Annotated in this window: 14 protein-coding genes; 3 read left to right on the top strand and 11 right to left on the bottom strand. The window is 74.0% G+C overall.

Annotated features, from left to right (window positions below; translation table 11 throughout):
• Window positions 1-13: 13 nt before the first annotated feature.
• The 7 genes from ACFZ8E_RS15620 to ACFZ8E_RS15590 all read right to left on the bottom strand — a co-directional run bounded on the left by ACFZ8E_RS15620 (window position 14) and on the right by ACFZ8E_RS15590 (window position 6,960).
• Complete coding sequence (locus tag ACFZ8E_RS15620) at window positions 14-1,723, bottom strand: IlvD/Edd family dehydratase (protein ID WP_405043204.1); 1,710 nt, start codon at window positions 1,721-1,723, stop codon at window positions 14-16.
• Between the two features lie 229 nt (window positions 1,724-1,952).
• Window positions 1,953-2,915, bottom strand: coding sequence for an NAD(P)-dependent oxidoreductase (locus ACFZ8E_RS15615; protein ID WP_405043203.1), 963 nt, complete (start codon window positions 2,913-2,915; stop codon window positions 1,953-1,955).
• A gap of 27 nt (window positions 2,916-2,942) precedes the next feature.
• Window positions 2,943-3,500: a 16S rRNA (guanine(966)-N(2))-methyltransferase RsmD gene (rsmD, locus tag ACFZ8E_RS15610; protein WP_243946565.1), complete on the bottom strand. Its 558-nt coding sequence runs from the start codon at window positions 3,498-3,500 to the stop codon at window positions 2,943-2,945.
• Window positions 3,497-5,692 carry a pseudouridine synthase gene (locus tag ACFZ8E_RS15605; RefSeq protein WP_405043202.1) on the bottom strand — a complete coding sequence of 732 codons (2,196 nt, stop codon included), beginning with the start codon at window positions 5,690-5,692 and terminating at the stop codon, window positions 3,497-3,499. The genes rsmD and ACFZ8E_RS15605 overlap by 4 nt, the downstream gene beginning before the upstream one ends.
• Before the next feature lie 49 nt (window positions 5,693-5,741).
• Window positions 5,742-6,362 (bottom strand): LysE family translocator, encoded by a 621-nt coding sequence (locus tag ACFZ8E_RS15600; protein WP_147844614.1) that lies wholly within the window; start codon window positions 6,360-6,362, stop codon window positions 5,742-5,744.
• Window positions 6,363-6,488: 126 nt separating this feature from the next.
• Entirely contained in the window at window positions 6,489-6,665 is a 177-nt protein-coding gene (locus ACFZ8E_RS15595; RefSeq protein WP_147729528.1) for a DUF1328 domain-containing protein, read from the bottom strand.
• A 118-nt stretch (window positions 6,666-6,783) separates the two neighbouring features.
• Entirely contained in the window at window positions 6,784-6,960 is a 177-nt protein-coding gene (locus tag ACFZ8E_RS15590; RefSeq protein WP_147729527.1) for a CsbD family protein, read from the bottom strand.
• A 159-nt stretch (window positions 6,961-7,119) separates the two neighbouring features.
• Between ACFZ8E_RS15590 and ACFZ8E_RS15585 the strand changes: the two genes are divergently transcribed.
• Together ACFZ8E_RS15585 and ACFZ8E_RS15580 are read left to right on the top strand one after the other, a co-directional pair.
• Window positions 7,120-7,587: a nucleoside deaminase gene (locus ACFZ8E_RS15585; RefSeq protein ID WP_243946556.1), complete on the top strand. Its 468-nt coding sequence runs from the start codon at window positions 7,120-7,122 to the stop codon at window positions 7,585-7,587.
• 73 nt (window positions 7,588-7,660) lie between these two features.
• A complete protein-coding gene (locus ACFZ8E_RS15580) occupies window positions 7,661-8,365 on the top strand; it encodes an SDR family NAD(P)-dependent oxidoreductase (RefSeq protein ID WP_147859137.1) in 705 nt (234 codons plus the stop codon).
• Window positions 8,366-8,378: 13 nt separating this feature from the next.
• On the opposite strand, the gene ACFZ8E_RS15575 is transcribed toward ACFZ8E_RS15580, so the two are convergent.
• From ACFZ8E_RS15575 to ACFZ8E_RS15565, 3 genes are all read right to left on the bottom strand, one after another.
• On the bottom strand, window positions 8,379-8,609 hold the full coding sequence (locus tag ACFZ8E_RS15575; RefSeq protein ID WP_243946555.1) for a hypothetical protein: 231 nt from the start codon (window positions 8,607-8,609) through the stop codon (window positions 8,379-8,381).
• A 114-nt stretch (window positions 8,610-8,723) separates the two neighbouring features.
• Complete coding sequence (locus tag ACFZ8E_RS15570; RefSeq protein ID WP_147729782.1) at window positions 8,724-9,122, bottom strand: RidA family protein; 399 nt, start codon at window positions 9,120-9,122, stop codon at window positions 8,724-8,726.
• Between the two features lie 8 nt (window positions 9,123-9,130).
• Window positions 9,131-10,303 (bottom strand): alanine racemase, encoded by a 1,173-nt coding sequence (locus tag ACFZ8E_RS15565; protein WP_405043201.1) that lies wholly within the window; start codon window positions 10,301-10,303, stop codon window positions 9,131-9,133.
• Window positions 10,304-10,398: 95 nt separating this feature from the next.
• On the opposite strand from ACFZ8E_RS15565, the gene ACFZ8E_RS15560 reads away from it, so the two are divergent.
• On the top strand, window positions 10,399-11,379 hold the full coding sequence (locus ACFZ8E_RS15560; protein WP_405043199.1) for a quinone oxidoreductase family protein: 981 nt from the start codon (window positions 10,399-10,401) through the stop codon (window positions 11,377-11,379).
• 13 nt (window positions 11,380-11,392) lie between these two features.
• On the opposite strand, the gene ACFZ8E_RS15555 is transcribed toward ACFZ8E_RS15560, so the two are convergent.
• Entirely contained in the window at window positions 11,393-13,081 is a 1,689-nt protein-coding gene (locus ACFZ8E_RS15555) for a thiamine pyrophosphate-binding protein (RefSeq protein ID WP_243946549.1), read from the bottom strand.
• Window positions 13,082-13,104 lie beyond the last annotated feature (23 nt).

Raw genomic sequence — 13,104 nt, 5'->3', positions numbered from 1 at the left:
CCGGTCGCGGCGTTCAGCCGGTCTCCGGCGCCGCGCGCATGAAACCGAAGTCGCAGCCCGCGTCGGCCTGCTCGACCGTCTCGTAGAGCAGGCGCGCGTAGCCGCGGGCGGCCCAGGCCGGGCGCTCGGCCGGACCCGCCTCGGACCGGCGCCGCTCCAGCTCGGCGTCGTCCACCAGGAGATCGATGCGACGGGCCGCCGTGTCGAGGCGGATGCGGTCGCCGGTGCGGACGAGCCCGAGCGGGCCGCCGTCGGCCGATTCCGGGGTGACGTGCAGCACGATCGTGCCGAAGGCGGTGCCGCTCATCCGCGCATCGGAGATGCGGACCATGTCCTTCACCCCAGCGGCGAGGATCTTCTTCGGGATCGGCAGGTAGCCGGCCTCGGGCATGCCGGGCGCGCCCTTGGGGCCCGCGTTCTGCAGGACGAGCACGTCGTCGGGGCCGACGTCGAGGTCGGGATCGTCGATCCGCGCGGTCATGTCGGGGATCGAGGCGAACACCACCGCGCGGCCCTCGTGCTGGAGCAGCGCCGGGCTCGCGGCGCTGTGCTTGATCACGGCACCCCGCGGCGCGAGGTTGCCGCGCAGCACCGCCATCGCGCCCAGCGGCTTGATCGGGTTGTCCCGCGACCGGATCACCGTCTGGCCCGGGACGTCCTCGGCCGCCGCGGCCACGTCGCGGAGCGTCCCGCCGGCCACCGTCCCGGCGTCGAGGTCGATCAGGTCCCCGAGTTGCGCCATCAGCTTCGGGACGCCGCCGGCATGGTGGAAATGCTCCATGTAGTGGTCGCCGGACGGCTTCAGGTCGACCAGCACCGGCACCGCACGGCCGAGCCGGTCGAAGGCGTCGAGGTCGATTCCGTGCGGCGTGCGGTTGGCGATGGCGGTGAGGTGGATCAGCCCGTTGGTCGAGCCGCCGATCGCCTGGAGCACCACCTGCGCGTTGCGGAACGCGTCCGGCGTCAGGAGCTCGCTCGGGCGGGGACCGCCCAAGACCGCCATCTCGGCGGCGCGCCGGCCGCTGGCCTCGGCGAGCCGGATGCGCTCGGCGTGCGGCGCGGGGATCGTCGCCGACATCGGCAGCGACAGGCCGAGCGCCTCGGCGATGCAGGCCATGGTGCTGGCCGTGCCCATCACCATGCAGGTGCCGACGGAGGGCGCGAGCCGGCCCTCCACGGCGGCGATCTCGGCCTCGTCGAGCTGGCCGGCGCGGTGCGCGCTCCAGAGCCGGCGGCAATCGGTGCAGGCGCCCAAAACCTCGCCCTTGTGGTGGCCCACCACCATCGGCCCGGTCGGGATCACCACCGTCGGCAGGTCGGCGCTGGCCGCGGCCATGATCTGGGCCGGAAGGGTCTTGTCGCAGCCGCCGATGACGATCACCGCGTCCATCGGCTGGGCGCGGATCATCTCCTCGGTCTCCATCGCCATCAGGTTGCGCAGGAACATCGAGGTCGGGTGCGCGAAGCTCTCGTGGATCGAGATGGTGGGGAACACCATCGGCATCGCGCCGGCGAGCATGACACCGCGCTTGGCCGCCTCGATCAGCGCCGGCACGTTGCCGTGGCATGGATTGAAGTCGCTGGCCGTGTTGGTGATGCCGACGATCGGCCGGTCGAGGGCGTCGTCGGAATAGCCCGCCGCCTTGATGAAGGCCTTGCGCAGGAACAGCGAGAACCCGGCATCGCCGTAGCTGGTGAGACCCTTTCGCAGACCCTTGCTCATCGTGCCGTTCCTCGCTCCGATCCAGGTTCACACACTCGGCGGCTCGGTTTCGGATCGGGGGCCGACCGGCTCCCTCTCCCATGGGGAGAGGGTTGAAGTGAGAGGCGTGACCTCTCCGGAGGCTCACGCCCCTCATCCTGTCCTTCTCCCCCATGGGAGAAGGGACCCGCGCGATGTCACGGCTCCCAAGCGCCGTGTGCGCCCGCCTCCGCGCGCGCACCGCCAGCCGTCAGCGTTCCAGCGCGGCCGGGTTCACGAGGTTCCGCGGCCGCTCGCCGGACAGGATCCTGAGCATCTCCTCCACCGCCCCGAGGCCCATCGCGCGCAGGCTCGTGGCGGTGGTTCCGGCGACGTGCGGCGTCAGCAGCAGGTTCGGGCAGGCGTGGAGCGGATGGTCGGGCGCCAGCGGCTGATGCTCGAACACGTCGAGCGCCGCGCCGCCGAGCCGGCCCGCGTTCAGCGCCGCCACCACCGCGTCGGTCACGACGATCGGCCCGCGGGCGACGTTGATCAGCACTGCACCCGGGCGCATCCGCCCGATCAGCGCGGCGTCGACCAGCCCGCGCGTGGCGTCGGTGAGCGGGCAGGCAATCACCACCGCGTCGCTGCCCGAGAACAGCGTCGCGACGTCCACCGGCTCGACGAGCCCGCCATGGTCCGATGCGGTCCGCGACGCCCCGAGCACGCGCAGGCCGAAGCCGTGGCGGGCGATTCCCGCGACGCGGCGGCCGATCTCGCCCATCCCGAGGATGCCGAGCGTGGTGCCGCCGATCTCGGCGAGGTCGTTGGCGCGGGTCTTGGCCGCGAGCCAGCCGTCCCGGCGCAGCCCGGCATCGACGTCGGCGAGCCGCCGCCGCAGGGCGAGGAGGGCGGAGAGGACGTACTCGGCCACCGCCCCGGTGTTGCTGCCGGGCAGGTTCGCCACCGGGATCCCGCGGGCAGTGGCGGCCGCCAGCGGCACGAAGTCCAGCCCGACGCCGTGGCGGACGATGCCGCGAAGCTTCGGCGCGTGGTCGAGGATGTCGTCGGGCAGCTGCGCGCGCACGATCATCCCGGCGGCGTCGGGGGCGAGCGCCAGCAGGGAGGACGCCGCCGTGTCGGGGGCGACGACGACGCGGGCATGGGGCGCCAGCATCGCGACCGCGTCGGGGTGGATCGGGTTGGTGAGGAGGACGAGGGGCAGGGGGGTCAAGGAACGGCCTTTCTCGCCTTGGGCATTTCAGCCCGTGAAGCGCGCCAGCGTGACCGCCGTGTCGCCGTAGGTCCGCCGTTCCAGGTCCGTGAACCCCGCCGGCAGAGCGACGACCGCGTCGGCGGATTCCTCGATCACCACCAGGGCGTCGGGCGTCAACCAGCCGCCCTGCGCGGCCGCCGTCAGCGCTGCGGGCGCCAGGTCGCGGCCGTAGGGCGGATCGCAGAACACCAGGGAGAAGCGACCGGTGGTGCCCGAGAGGCCGAGCTTGGTCGCGTCCCGCCGGAACAGGCGGGTGCGCCCCTCGGCGCCGAACTGCTCGATGTTCTCGCGGATGACGCCGCGCGCCTCCGCCCCCTCGTCGACCAGCAGCGCGTAGGCCGCGCCGCGGGACAGGGCCTCGAAGCTCAGCGCGCCGGTGCCGGCGAACAGGTCGAGGATGCGGGCGCCCGGCACCGCGTCGTCGTAGGCGTGGGCCAGAACGTTGAACAACGCCTCCCGCAGGCGGTCCGAGGTCGGGCGGATCGCGTCGGAGCGCGGGGTGGCGAGGCGCCGGCCGCGCCAATCCCCGCCGACGATCCTCACCGCCCGCCGCGGCCGGGCGGACGGCCGCCGCCGGGCCGGCCGCCGGGCTTCGCACCGAACCCGCCGGACGGCTTGCCCCCGAACCCGCCGGGCTTGCCGCCCGCCGGACGACCGGCCCCGCCGCCGGGTCGGCCCTGGCCGCCCTTGAACCCGCCCTCGCCGCGCGGCTTGAAGCTGCCCTCGACGCGGCCCTTGTAGCCGGTCTCGCGCTCGCCGCCGGGCTTGCCGCCGAAGCCGCCCGACGGCTTTCCGCCGAAGCCGCCGGGCTTCGCACCGAATCCGCCGGGCTTGCCGCCGAACCCGCCGGGTCGATCGCCCGGCTGCCCGGCCGGCTTCTTGCCCTGGTAGCCGCGCCCCTCCGGGCGGGCGCCCTCGGCGCGGCCGCCGTCCCGGCGCTCACCCTGGTACCCGCGCGATTCACCGCGGTCGCCGCGCGGGCGCTCGCCGGTCTCCTGCCCGCGGAACCCCGTGCCGCGATCGCTGCGCGGGGGCCCGCGATCCGCGCCCTCGTTGAAGCGCGGGGTGTAGGGCCGCTCCGGGCGGGCGCCCGCGTCGCGGTCGTCGCGCCGGCGCTGCGGCTTCGCGCCGTTCTCGTCGCGGGCGTAGCGGCGCTGCGGCTGCGCCTCCTCGGCGGGCGCCGGGCTCGCCGACAGCCGCTCGACGAGGACGCGCCGGTCGCCGGTGTTGATCGCCCCGACGCGCTCGCGCCCGCGGCTCTCGGCGGCCGCCGCCCGCTCGGCCTTCGGGTCGGCGCCGCGGCGCGGCACCTTGGAGGGCCGGAAGCCCTCCGGATTGTCGGATTCGCCGGCGCGCCAGACGGACCGGCGCGGACCGGCGCCCATGCCGCCGGTGGGCACGCGGGCCGGCGCGGCCGGGCGCACCGGGCGCCCGCCGGAGGGCGCGCGGCCGCGGGGCGCCTCGTCCCGGCGCGAGCGCTCGGCCTGGGCCTCCTTCTTCGGCCCGCCGAAGGGCGCGATCGGCTCGCGCACCGGGCTCTCGAAGTCGACGCCGGCCTGGCTCGCGAGGCCCTTGCCGAGCTGCTCCTTCAGAACCTTGGTCTTGATCTCCTCGGTCAGCCCGACCTCGAGGTCGCCGAGCTGGAACGGCCCGAACGACAGCCGGATCAGCCGGTTCACCGACAGGCCGAGATGCTCGAGGATGCGCTTGACCTCGCGGTTCTTGCCCTCGCGCAGGCCGAGCGTCAGCCAGACGTTGTCGCCGCTGGCGCGATCGAGGGTCGCCTCGACCGGGCCGTATTCCATGCCGTCGATGGTCACGCCCTTGCGCAGCTGGTCGAGCTCCATCTGCGTGATGTCGCCGAAGGCACGCACGCGGTAGCGGCGCAGCCAGCCGGTATCGGGATGGGCGATCACCTTGGCGAGGCCGCCGTCGTTGGTCAGCAGCAGCAGGCCTTCGGTGTTGATGTCGAGGCGGCCGATGGCGACGACGCGCGGCATCTCCTCGGGCATCACCTCGAACACGGTCTGGCGCCCTTCCGGGTCGCGCGCCGTGGTGACGAGGCCGCGCGGCTTGTGGAAGATCCAGAGCCGGGTGCGCTCGCGCGTCGGCAGCGGCTCGCCGTCGACGGTGATGGCGTCGGACTCCGTCACGTTGATCGCCGGCGTGTCGAGCACGCGGCCGTTCAGCGTGATGCGGCCTTCCGCGATCATCGCCTCGACGTCGCGGCGCGAGGCGATGCCGGCGCGGGCGATCGCCTTGGCGATGCGCTCGCCCTCGTAGGTCTCGGGCGCAGCGGGGGCGGCCTTCGCCGGCGCGGTCTCGGGGGCCGCGATCTCGGAAGCCGTGGCCTCCGGCGCGGCGGCCTCGAGATCCTCGAGCTCGGCCTCATCGACGGGGGCCGACGCTGCCGGGGTCGGCTCGGCCGCGGCCGGGCGGCGGCGCAGGGGGGCGTCGCCGCCGCGCTCCTTCGAAACCTTCTCCTTGGCCGGGCGCTCGTTGGCGTGCCGGTCCTTGGGTCGGTCGCGGGCCACGCGCTCCCGCGGCGCCTCGTCGTCCGCGGACCGGACGTTGGCGTCGGTGGCCGGGCTCCAAGGCTCTTGACGGGAAGGCTCGTCCTGAGAGGCCGCCTCACGGCGTGCGGGCTCGGCGTTCGCCGGGGTCTCGGGCGCCTGCGTCGTCTCGGGACCGCGGACGGGCTCGTCCGCGGAGGGGGTGGTCGGATTGTCGCTCATCGGCAAGCCCATAACAGAGCGGGCCCCGCCGCGCGAGACGGATCGTCGCTCAGGGGCGTCCGGCCAGCAGGCCGAGCCCGAAGCCGACGAAGATCGCACCGGTGGCCCGGTCGAACAGGCGCCGCAGCGCAGGCCTGGCGAGATGGCGCGCGAGCTGCCGGCCGCCGAGGGCGTAGACGGCATACCAGAACGCCTCGGCGGCGGCGAAGGTCGCGACCAGGATCGTCAGCTGCAACCCCTGATCCGCGGCGGGATCGATGAATTGCGGCAGGAACGCCGCCGCGAACAGCAGGAGCTTCGGGTTGCTCGCCCCGATCAGGAACCCGCCCCGGAACAGGCCGCCGGCGGAGGGGGCGATCGGTCCCGTTCCGACCTGCGGCACCCCGCCGGCCCCGCGCCACGCCTGAATCCCGAGGAGGACCAGGTATGCGACGCCGGCATAGCGCAGCCCTGCGAACAGGTTGGGCGAGGCGGCGAGCACGGCGCCCAGCCCCGTCGCCGAGGCGCAGAGCACCAGCACCACGGCCGACAGGCACCCGGCCATGGCGAACAGGCTGGCTCCGAGGCCGAAGCGAAGGCTGCGCGTCATCACGTGCAGCATGTTCGGGCCGGGGGTGCCGGAAAGCAGGAAGACGGCGCAGAGGAAGAGCGCCCAGGTTTGGGGATTCATGGACCGGACAGGGTGAGGTGAGGGCACCTGAGGCTACGCCCGCACGCGTTCCAATGCACCCCGGCACGCGAGAAGGGCGGCCCGATCCGGGCCGCCCTTCTCACAACGCAGAACTAGTCCGGCCGGTCAGAGCCGCGGCGCGCGTCCGCGCATCACGCCGAACACGGCGGAGACCAGGAACAGGGCGATGGCCACGAAGAAGACGATCTTGGCCGCCTCCATCGCCGTCCCGGCGATGCCGCCGAAGCCGAGGAGCGCCGCGACCAACGCGACCACGAGAAAGGTGATGGCCCAACCGATCATGCAGACCTCCTGGAAACGAATGCGTTGATGCAAGGCCGGGGGACGCACCGACCGGCCGACCGAACCCCGATGCGGAACGAAACCCGCATCCGCACCGGGGGATGCGTTGCTGCGAGGCTTACTTGCCGACGGCCGACTTCACGTCGCCCTTGACGCCTTCGGCCTTGCCCTTGGCTTCCTGCGCGGCGCCGTCGGCCTTCAGGTTCGCGTTGTCCGTCGCGTTGCCGATGCCCTGCTTGGCCTTGCCGACCGCCTCGTTGGCGGCGCCCTTGATCTTGTCGGTGGTGCTGCTCATCGCCGGCTCCTCATCCTGAATGCGGCCGTGCCGCGTTGGATGAGAAACGGCCGGCCCCAGCTGAATGTTCCGCCGATTAACATTGATCGGATTGGGGTCGATGTGTCGGCCGGTGCGGCGCGCTTTGCGGCGGCGGTGCCGGCGGCTAGGAACGTCCTCGTGCCCGACTCGATCCCTCCCGCGAAGACGTCGCCGTTCGATCTCGCCTTCTCCGCGGCGCGCCGCGCGGCGGAGGCCGGCGAGGTGCCGGTCGGTGCCGTCATCGTGCGCGGCGGCGTCGTGCTGGCGGTGGCGCACAACCGGCCGCGGGCGCTGAACGATCCGACGGCGCATGCGGAGATCCTGGCGATCCGCGCCGCCTGCGCCGCCCTCGGCGACGACCGGCTGCCGGGCTGCGACCTCTACGTCACCCTGGAGCCGTGCCCGATGTGCGCGGGCGCGATCGGCTTCGCGCGGATCCGGCGGCTCTATTACGGCGCCGCCGACCCCAAGGGCGGCGGGGTCGAGAACGGCGCCCGCGTGTTCAATCATCCGACCTGCCACCACGCGCCGGATGTGTATGGCGGCTTCCGCGAGGACGAGGCGGCGGCATTGCTGCGCGCCTTCTTCCGCGAGCGGCGGGACTGACCCGTCGCCCCTGCGCGCGAACCGGCCCCGCCCGCCCGACGTTGCCCCGTCGGACAACCCGGAAGCCGCCTCCATGAGACCGACCTATCATCGCGCCCTGATCGTCGGGGCCGGCTCGGGCCTCAGCGCGGCGCTCGCCCGGCAACTCGCCGCCGACGGCCTGCGGGTTGGGCTGGCGGCCCGCGACGTCGGCAAGCTCGACGCGCTCGCCCGCGAGACCGGCGCGGCGGTCCACGCCTGCGACGCGAGCCGGCCGGACGACGTCGAGGCGCTGTTTGCCGCGATCGAGCCGGCGCTCGGCGGCCCGCCGGACGTGGTGGTCTACAACGCCAGCGGGCGCGTGCGCGGCGCGATCGCGGAGCTCGACCCGGCGGCCGTCGCCCAGGCGCTCGCCGTCTCGGCCTTCGGCGGGTTCCTGGTGGCGCAGGCGGCCGCCCGGCGCATGCTGCCGGCCCGGCACGGCGCGATCCTGCTCACCGGGGCCTCGGCGAGCGTGAAGGGGTTCGCCGGCTCGTCGGCCTTCGCCATGGGCAAGTTCGCCCTGCGCGGCCTGGCCCAGAGCCTGTCGCGCGAGCTGCAGCCCCAGGGCATCCACGTGGCCCACTTCGTCATCGACGGCGCGATCCGGAACCCGGCCCGCGCGCCCGAGGCGCCGGATGCCCCCGACAGCCACCTCGACCCGGAGGCCATCGCCCGCAGCTACCGCGACGTGCTGCGCCAGGATCGCAGCGCCTGGACCCAGGAGCTGGAGCTGCGCCCCTGGGTCGAGCGGTTCTGAGAGACCTGCGGCCTCACCCGTGCCGCAGGTCGCCCACCGGCGCCGGCGGGGGCCGGAAAGGTTGCGCGGTCGCGGGGATCTTGAACGGCAGGACGTTCGAGGGACGCTCGTCCGCGACCGGGGGCGACGGCCGCCGGCGGCCCAACCGGAGGATCAGGCCGACCACGAGCCGGCTGCAGCCGCGCGCGGCGTGACGCTGCGCCCGGCTTCGCGTCCAGATCGGAAAATCCTGGCGGTTTCGCATGTCGGGCTCCCTCGTCAGGCTCGGACACGAGAGAACACCGCGATTCCGATGACCCGCACATCACCCGTTTGGGGGATGCCCCCGGCGATCGGTAAACGGCCGCGATGGGTCGGCTCAGGCCGGGTCCGGGCGCGCGGCGACGGCCTCGATCTCGACGAGGTAGCCGTGGTGCAGACCCGGCACCGGCACCACGGCGCGGGCGGGGCGGGCCGCGCCGAACATCTCCGCGTAGATCCGATCGAAGGCCGGCCAGTTCTCGACGCCGACCAGGTAGGCGGTGACCTTGAGCACGCGCTCCGGGCCGCATCCGGCCGCGCCGAGGATGGCGAGCACGTTGGCCAGCGCCTGCCGGGCCTGCTCCTCGAACGGGCGGTCGAAGGTATGGCTGCCGTCGGGGCGGGGCCCGAGCTGGCCCGAGACGAAGACGAGGTCGCGCCATGCCGTCGCCTGGGCATAGTGCCCGGCGGGCTCCGGCACGGCCTTCGTCGCGATGCGCTCGATCGGATCTGTCATGGGGAGGATCACCAGCCGGCGATGCGGGGCCACGTGGCGGAGACGCGCCCGGCGGCGTCGAGCACGTGGTAGCTTCCGTGCTGCGCGGCGGTGGCGCAGGCATGGTTGGGCAGGATGCGCAGGCGCGCGCCCAAGGCAAGGTCCGGCAGCGCGGCTGCGGATCCGGGGCGGAGGGCGACGATGCCGTGCTCCTGGTTGGCGTCGCGCACGATCAGGTCGGGGTAGGGCGTCCCCGCCGGATCGCAGACGATCCCGTAGCCCTGGTCGACGGCTTGGCGCGCGGTGCCGCGGTCGCGCGACAGCGCCATCCATCCGGCGTCGACGATGATCCAGCCCTTCGCGCGCTGGTGCCCGATCACCGTCGCCAGCACCGACAGGACGATGTCCCCGGTTGCGCAGGTGCCGATGCCGGCCTGGAACAGGTCGCCGAACATGAAGACGCCGGCCCGCACTTCGGTCACGCCGTCGAGCGCCTCGGCGAACCGCGCGGTCGGGGTCGAGCCGATGCTGACCACGGGGCAGGGGAGGCCGGCGGCCCGCAGGTGCCCGGCCGCCGCGACGCCGGCCGCGCGCTCGGCCTCCGCCGCCGCCGCGATCCGCTCAGGCTCGCTCAGGCCGTAGCTGTCGCCGGCATGCAGCAGCACCCCGCGCAGCACCGCGCCCCCGGCGACGAGGACGCGGCCGATCGCCGTCAGCGTCCCGGCGTCGTCCGGCGCGACCCCCGAGCGGTGCCCGTCGGCGTCGACCTCGATCAGGACGGGCAGGGGCGCGCAGACGGGATCGCGGTTGGCCGCCACCCACGCCGCGACGGCCTCGGCCTGCGCCACGCTGTCGAGGATGATCGCGAGGTCGGCCCCGTATTGCCGGCGGATGCCGCCGACCCGATCGAGCTTCTGCGGCGCGATGCCGACGCCGTAGGTGAGGTCGGTCACGCCGCCCTCGGCGAAGTAGGCGGCCTCGCGCAGCGTCGAGACCATGGCCGGCCCGCGCGGGCCGGTCATCGCGCGGCGCGCCACGTCGAGGGACTTCGCCGTCTTGAGATGGGGCCGGAAGGCGACGCCGAGGCCGGCGAGCCGCGCCCGCATCCGCGCGACGTTGGCGGTCAGGCGCGCCTCGTCGAGGAGCAGGCAGGGGGTGTCGAGGGCGGCGAGCGAATCCGCGGCGACGTCGGTGACGGCCATCGCGACCCCTTTCCGATTCCGGTCCCGGCCTTCTAGGCAGATGCCGGGCGCAGGGCTAGGTGGTCGAGACCGTCGCCCGGCCTCGGAGAACCGCCATGACAGACGCGAACGCCGTCATCCTCCGCGCGTTCGGCGCCCCCGAGGCGATGCGCCTCGAAGCCGTCGACCTGCCCCCGCCCGGACCGGGCGCGGTGCTCCTGCGCCAGACCGCGATCGGCTTCAACTTCATCGACGTCTACCAGCGCAAGGGGGTCTACCCGCTGCCGCTGCCGACCGGGCTCGGCCACGAGGCCACCGGGCGGATCGAGGCGCTGGGCGAGGGCGTCGCGGGGTTCCGGGTCGGCGACCGGGTCGCCTATATGAACGCGGGGCTCGGCAGCTACGCCGACCGGCGCGTCGTGCCGGCGGACAAGCTGGTGGCGATCCCCGACGCGGTCTCGGACGAGGACGCCGCCGCCCTGCTGTTCAAGGGGATGACCGCGCAGTACCTGCTCCGGCGCACCCACGCGGTCCAGCCGGGCGAGGTGGTGCTGGTCCATGCCGCGGCCGGCGGCGTCGGGCAGATCCTGTGCCGCTGGGCCAAGGCGCTCGGCGCCACCGTGGTTGGCACCGCGGGATCGGGGGAGAAGTGCGCGGTGGCGCGCGAGGCCGGCTGCGACGTGGCGATCGACTATTCGCGAGGGGGCTGGCCCGAGGCACTGCTCGCCGCCACCGGCGGCCGCAAGGCGCGGGTCGTCTACGATTCGGTCGGCCGCGACACCTTCCTGCATTCGCTCGACCTCGCCGCGCCCTTCGGCCTCGTGGTGCTCTACGGCGCCGCCTCCGGGCCGGCGCCGGCGATCGAGCCGGAGCTGCTGAACAAGAAGGGCTGCCTCTTCCTCACCCGCCCGTCGGTGTTTCCGCACAATGCCGACCCCGCGGACCTGCGGGCCAACGCGGCCGAGGTCTTCGCCGCCATCGCCTCGGGGGCGATCGTCGCGCGCATCGGCGCGCGGTTCCCGCTCGCGGAGGCGGTCGCGGCGCACCGCGCGGCGGAGGCACGCGAAACGACGGGATCGATCCTGCTGCTGCCGTGAGGCACGCCGCCCGTCAGGTCGCCCGCACCACCACCTCGACCAGGTTCGGCGCGCCCGACCGGATCCCGTGCTCGATCGCCGCCGCGATGTCGGCCGCCCGGGTCACGCGCCGCGCCGGCACGCCCATCGAGGCGGCCAGCGCGACGAAGTCGATGCGCGGATCGACGAGGTCCATGGCGATGAAGCGGTTGGCGCGCACCGACGCGTAGTGGGATTGCGACTTCATGTAGTTCTTCAGGATGTTGTACTCGGCGTTGTTGATCACCACGAAGGTCACCGGCAGCGCTTCGTGGGCGGCGGTCCACAGCGCCTGGGGCGAGTACATCGCCGCGCCGTCGCCGACGACGCAGACCACCGGCGCGCGGTCGAGGCCGAGCGAGGTGCCGACCGAGGCCGGCATTCCCCAGCCCAGGACGCCGCCGCGCATCGAGGCGTACTGGTGCGTCTTGTCGCTGTGCAGGAAGGTGCGCAGATGCGCCATCGTCGCCGGCGCCTCATCGACGATGGCGGTGTCGGCGCCGACGGCGCGGGCGATCTCGCGGGCGGCGACCAGCGGCGCGATCACCGGGTCGGCGAAGGCGGCATCGGCCGCCTCGGTCAGCTTTCCGCGACGGGCCGCGTAGATCCGCGCGGCCGCGACCCGCAGCTCGGCATAGGCGTCGGCCCGCTCCGCGAGGCGCGGCCTCAGGAGCGGCAGCAGCGCGTCGAGGGAGGCGCGCACGTCGCCGACCATCGAGAGGGTGGTTTCGTAGGTGCGCCCGAGGTCGCGCACGTCCGCCGAGAGCTGGAACACCTGCGTGCCGGCCGGCACCGCCGAGCCTTCCGTGTAGAGCACCGTGATCAGCGACTTGCCGCCGAGCGCGAACACCGCGTCGTAGGCGCCGAGGATGCCGGCGATCTCCGTGGCCTTGGTCGGCAGGTTCCCGGCCCAGAGCGGATGCGCGGTGGGGAAGGGGATGTGGGCCGGCCAGGACGAGCCGTAGACCGGCGCGCCGAGGAGGTCGGCGAGCGCCACGGCCTGGCCGGAGGCGTCGCTGGCGTCGATCTCGTCGCCGGCGATGACGGCTAGGCGCCCGGGCGCCACCGCGGCGAGGTGGTCGGCGAGCCGCTCGAGCGAGCCCGCCACGGCGCAGCGGTCGATCGTCGAGACGCCGCCGGCGGGCGCGGCGGTCATCGCCTCCATCACGTCCATCGGCAGCGACAGGAAGACCGGGCCCGAGGGCGCGGCCGAGCAGTCGTGGAAGGCGCGCCGCAGCAGGATCGGCAGCTGGTCGGCGTTGGTGACCTCGCGCGCCCACTTCACGGCGGGCGTGGCGAGGCTGACGAGGTCGCCGAACAGCAGCGGATCGGTGATCGCGTGACGCGAATCCTGCTGGCCCGCCGTCACCACCAGCGGCGTGCCCGAGACGTGGGCGTTGATCAGGTTGCCGAAGCCGTGGCCGAGGCCGCCGGCGGTGTGGAGGTTGAGGAAGGCGGGCCGGCGCGCGGCATGCGCGTAGCCGTCGGCCATCGCCACCGCACTCGCCTCCTGCAGCGCCAGCACGTAGGCGATGTCGGGGGTCTCGGTGAGCGCGTCGATCAGCGGCAGCTCGGTGGTGCCGGGATTGCCGAAGATGTAGCGAACCCCCTCCGAGCGCAGCACCTCGAGCAGCACCATCGCCCCTCGGCGGCTTCCGAGCGCGTCCACCGTCGCAATCGCCATGGCCGTCCTTTCCGTCCCGTCGC

This window comes from Methylobacterium sp. HMF5984, assembly GCF_045033435.1.
GTDB lineage: Bacteria > Pseudomonadota > Alphaproteobacteria > Rhizobiales > Beijerinckiaceae > Methylobacterium.
This window is presented reverse-complemented; position numbering and strand designations above follow the sequence as displayed.

Coding starts and splice junctions, on each gene's coding strand:
- ACFZ8E_RS15620 (WP_405043204.1), bottom strand. CDS start 1,723: ATGAGCAAGGGTCTGCGAAAGGGTCTCACCAGCTACGGCGATGCCGGG.
- ACFZ8E_RS15605 (WP_405043202.1), bottom strand. CDS start 5,692: ATGAGCGACAATCCGACCACCCCCTCCGCGGACGAGCCCGTCCGCGGT.
- ACFZ8E_RS15600 (WP_147844614.1), bottom strand. CDS start 6,362: ATGAATCCCCAAACCTGGGCGCTCTTCCTCTGCGCCGTCTTCCTGCTT.
- ACFZ8E_RS15595 (WP_147729528.1), bottom strand. CDS start 6,665: ATGATCGGTTGGGCCATCACCTTTCTCGTGGTCGCGTTGGTCGCGGCG.
- ACFZ8E_RS15590 (WP_147729527.1), bottom strand. CDS start 6,960: ATGAGCAGCACCACCGACAAGATCAAGGGCGCCGCCAACGAGGCGGTC.
- ACFZ8E_RS15580 (WP_147859137.1), top strand. CDS start 7,661: ATGAGACCGACCTATCATCGCGCCCTGATCGTCGGGGCCGGCTCGGGC.
- ACFZ8E_RS15575 (WP_243946555.1), bottom strand. CDS start 8,609: ATGCGAAACCGCCAGGATTTTCCGATCTGGACGCGAAGCCGGGCGCAG.
- ACFZ8E_RS15570 (WP_147729782.1), bottom strand. CDS start 9,122: ATGACAGATCCGATCGAGCGCATCGCGACGAAGGCCGTGCCGGAGCCC.
- ACFZ8E_RS15565 (WP_405043201.1), bottom strand. CDS start 10,303: ATGGCCGTCACCGACGTCGCCGCGGATTCGCTCGCCGCCCTCGACACC.
- ACFZ8E_RS15560 (WP_405043199.1), top strand. CDS start 10,399: ATGACAGACGCGAACGCCGTCATCCTCCGCGCGTTCGGCGCCCCCGAG.
- ACFZ8E_RS15555 (WP_243946549.1), bottom strand. CDS start 13,081: ATGGCGATTGCGACGGTGGACGCGCTCGGAAGCCGCCGAGGGGCGATG.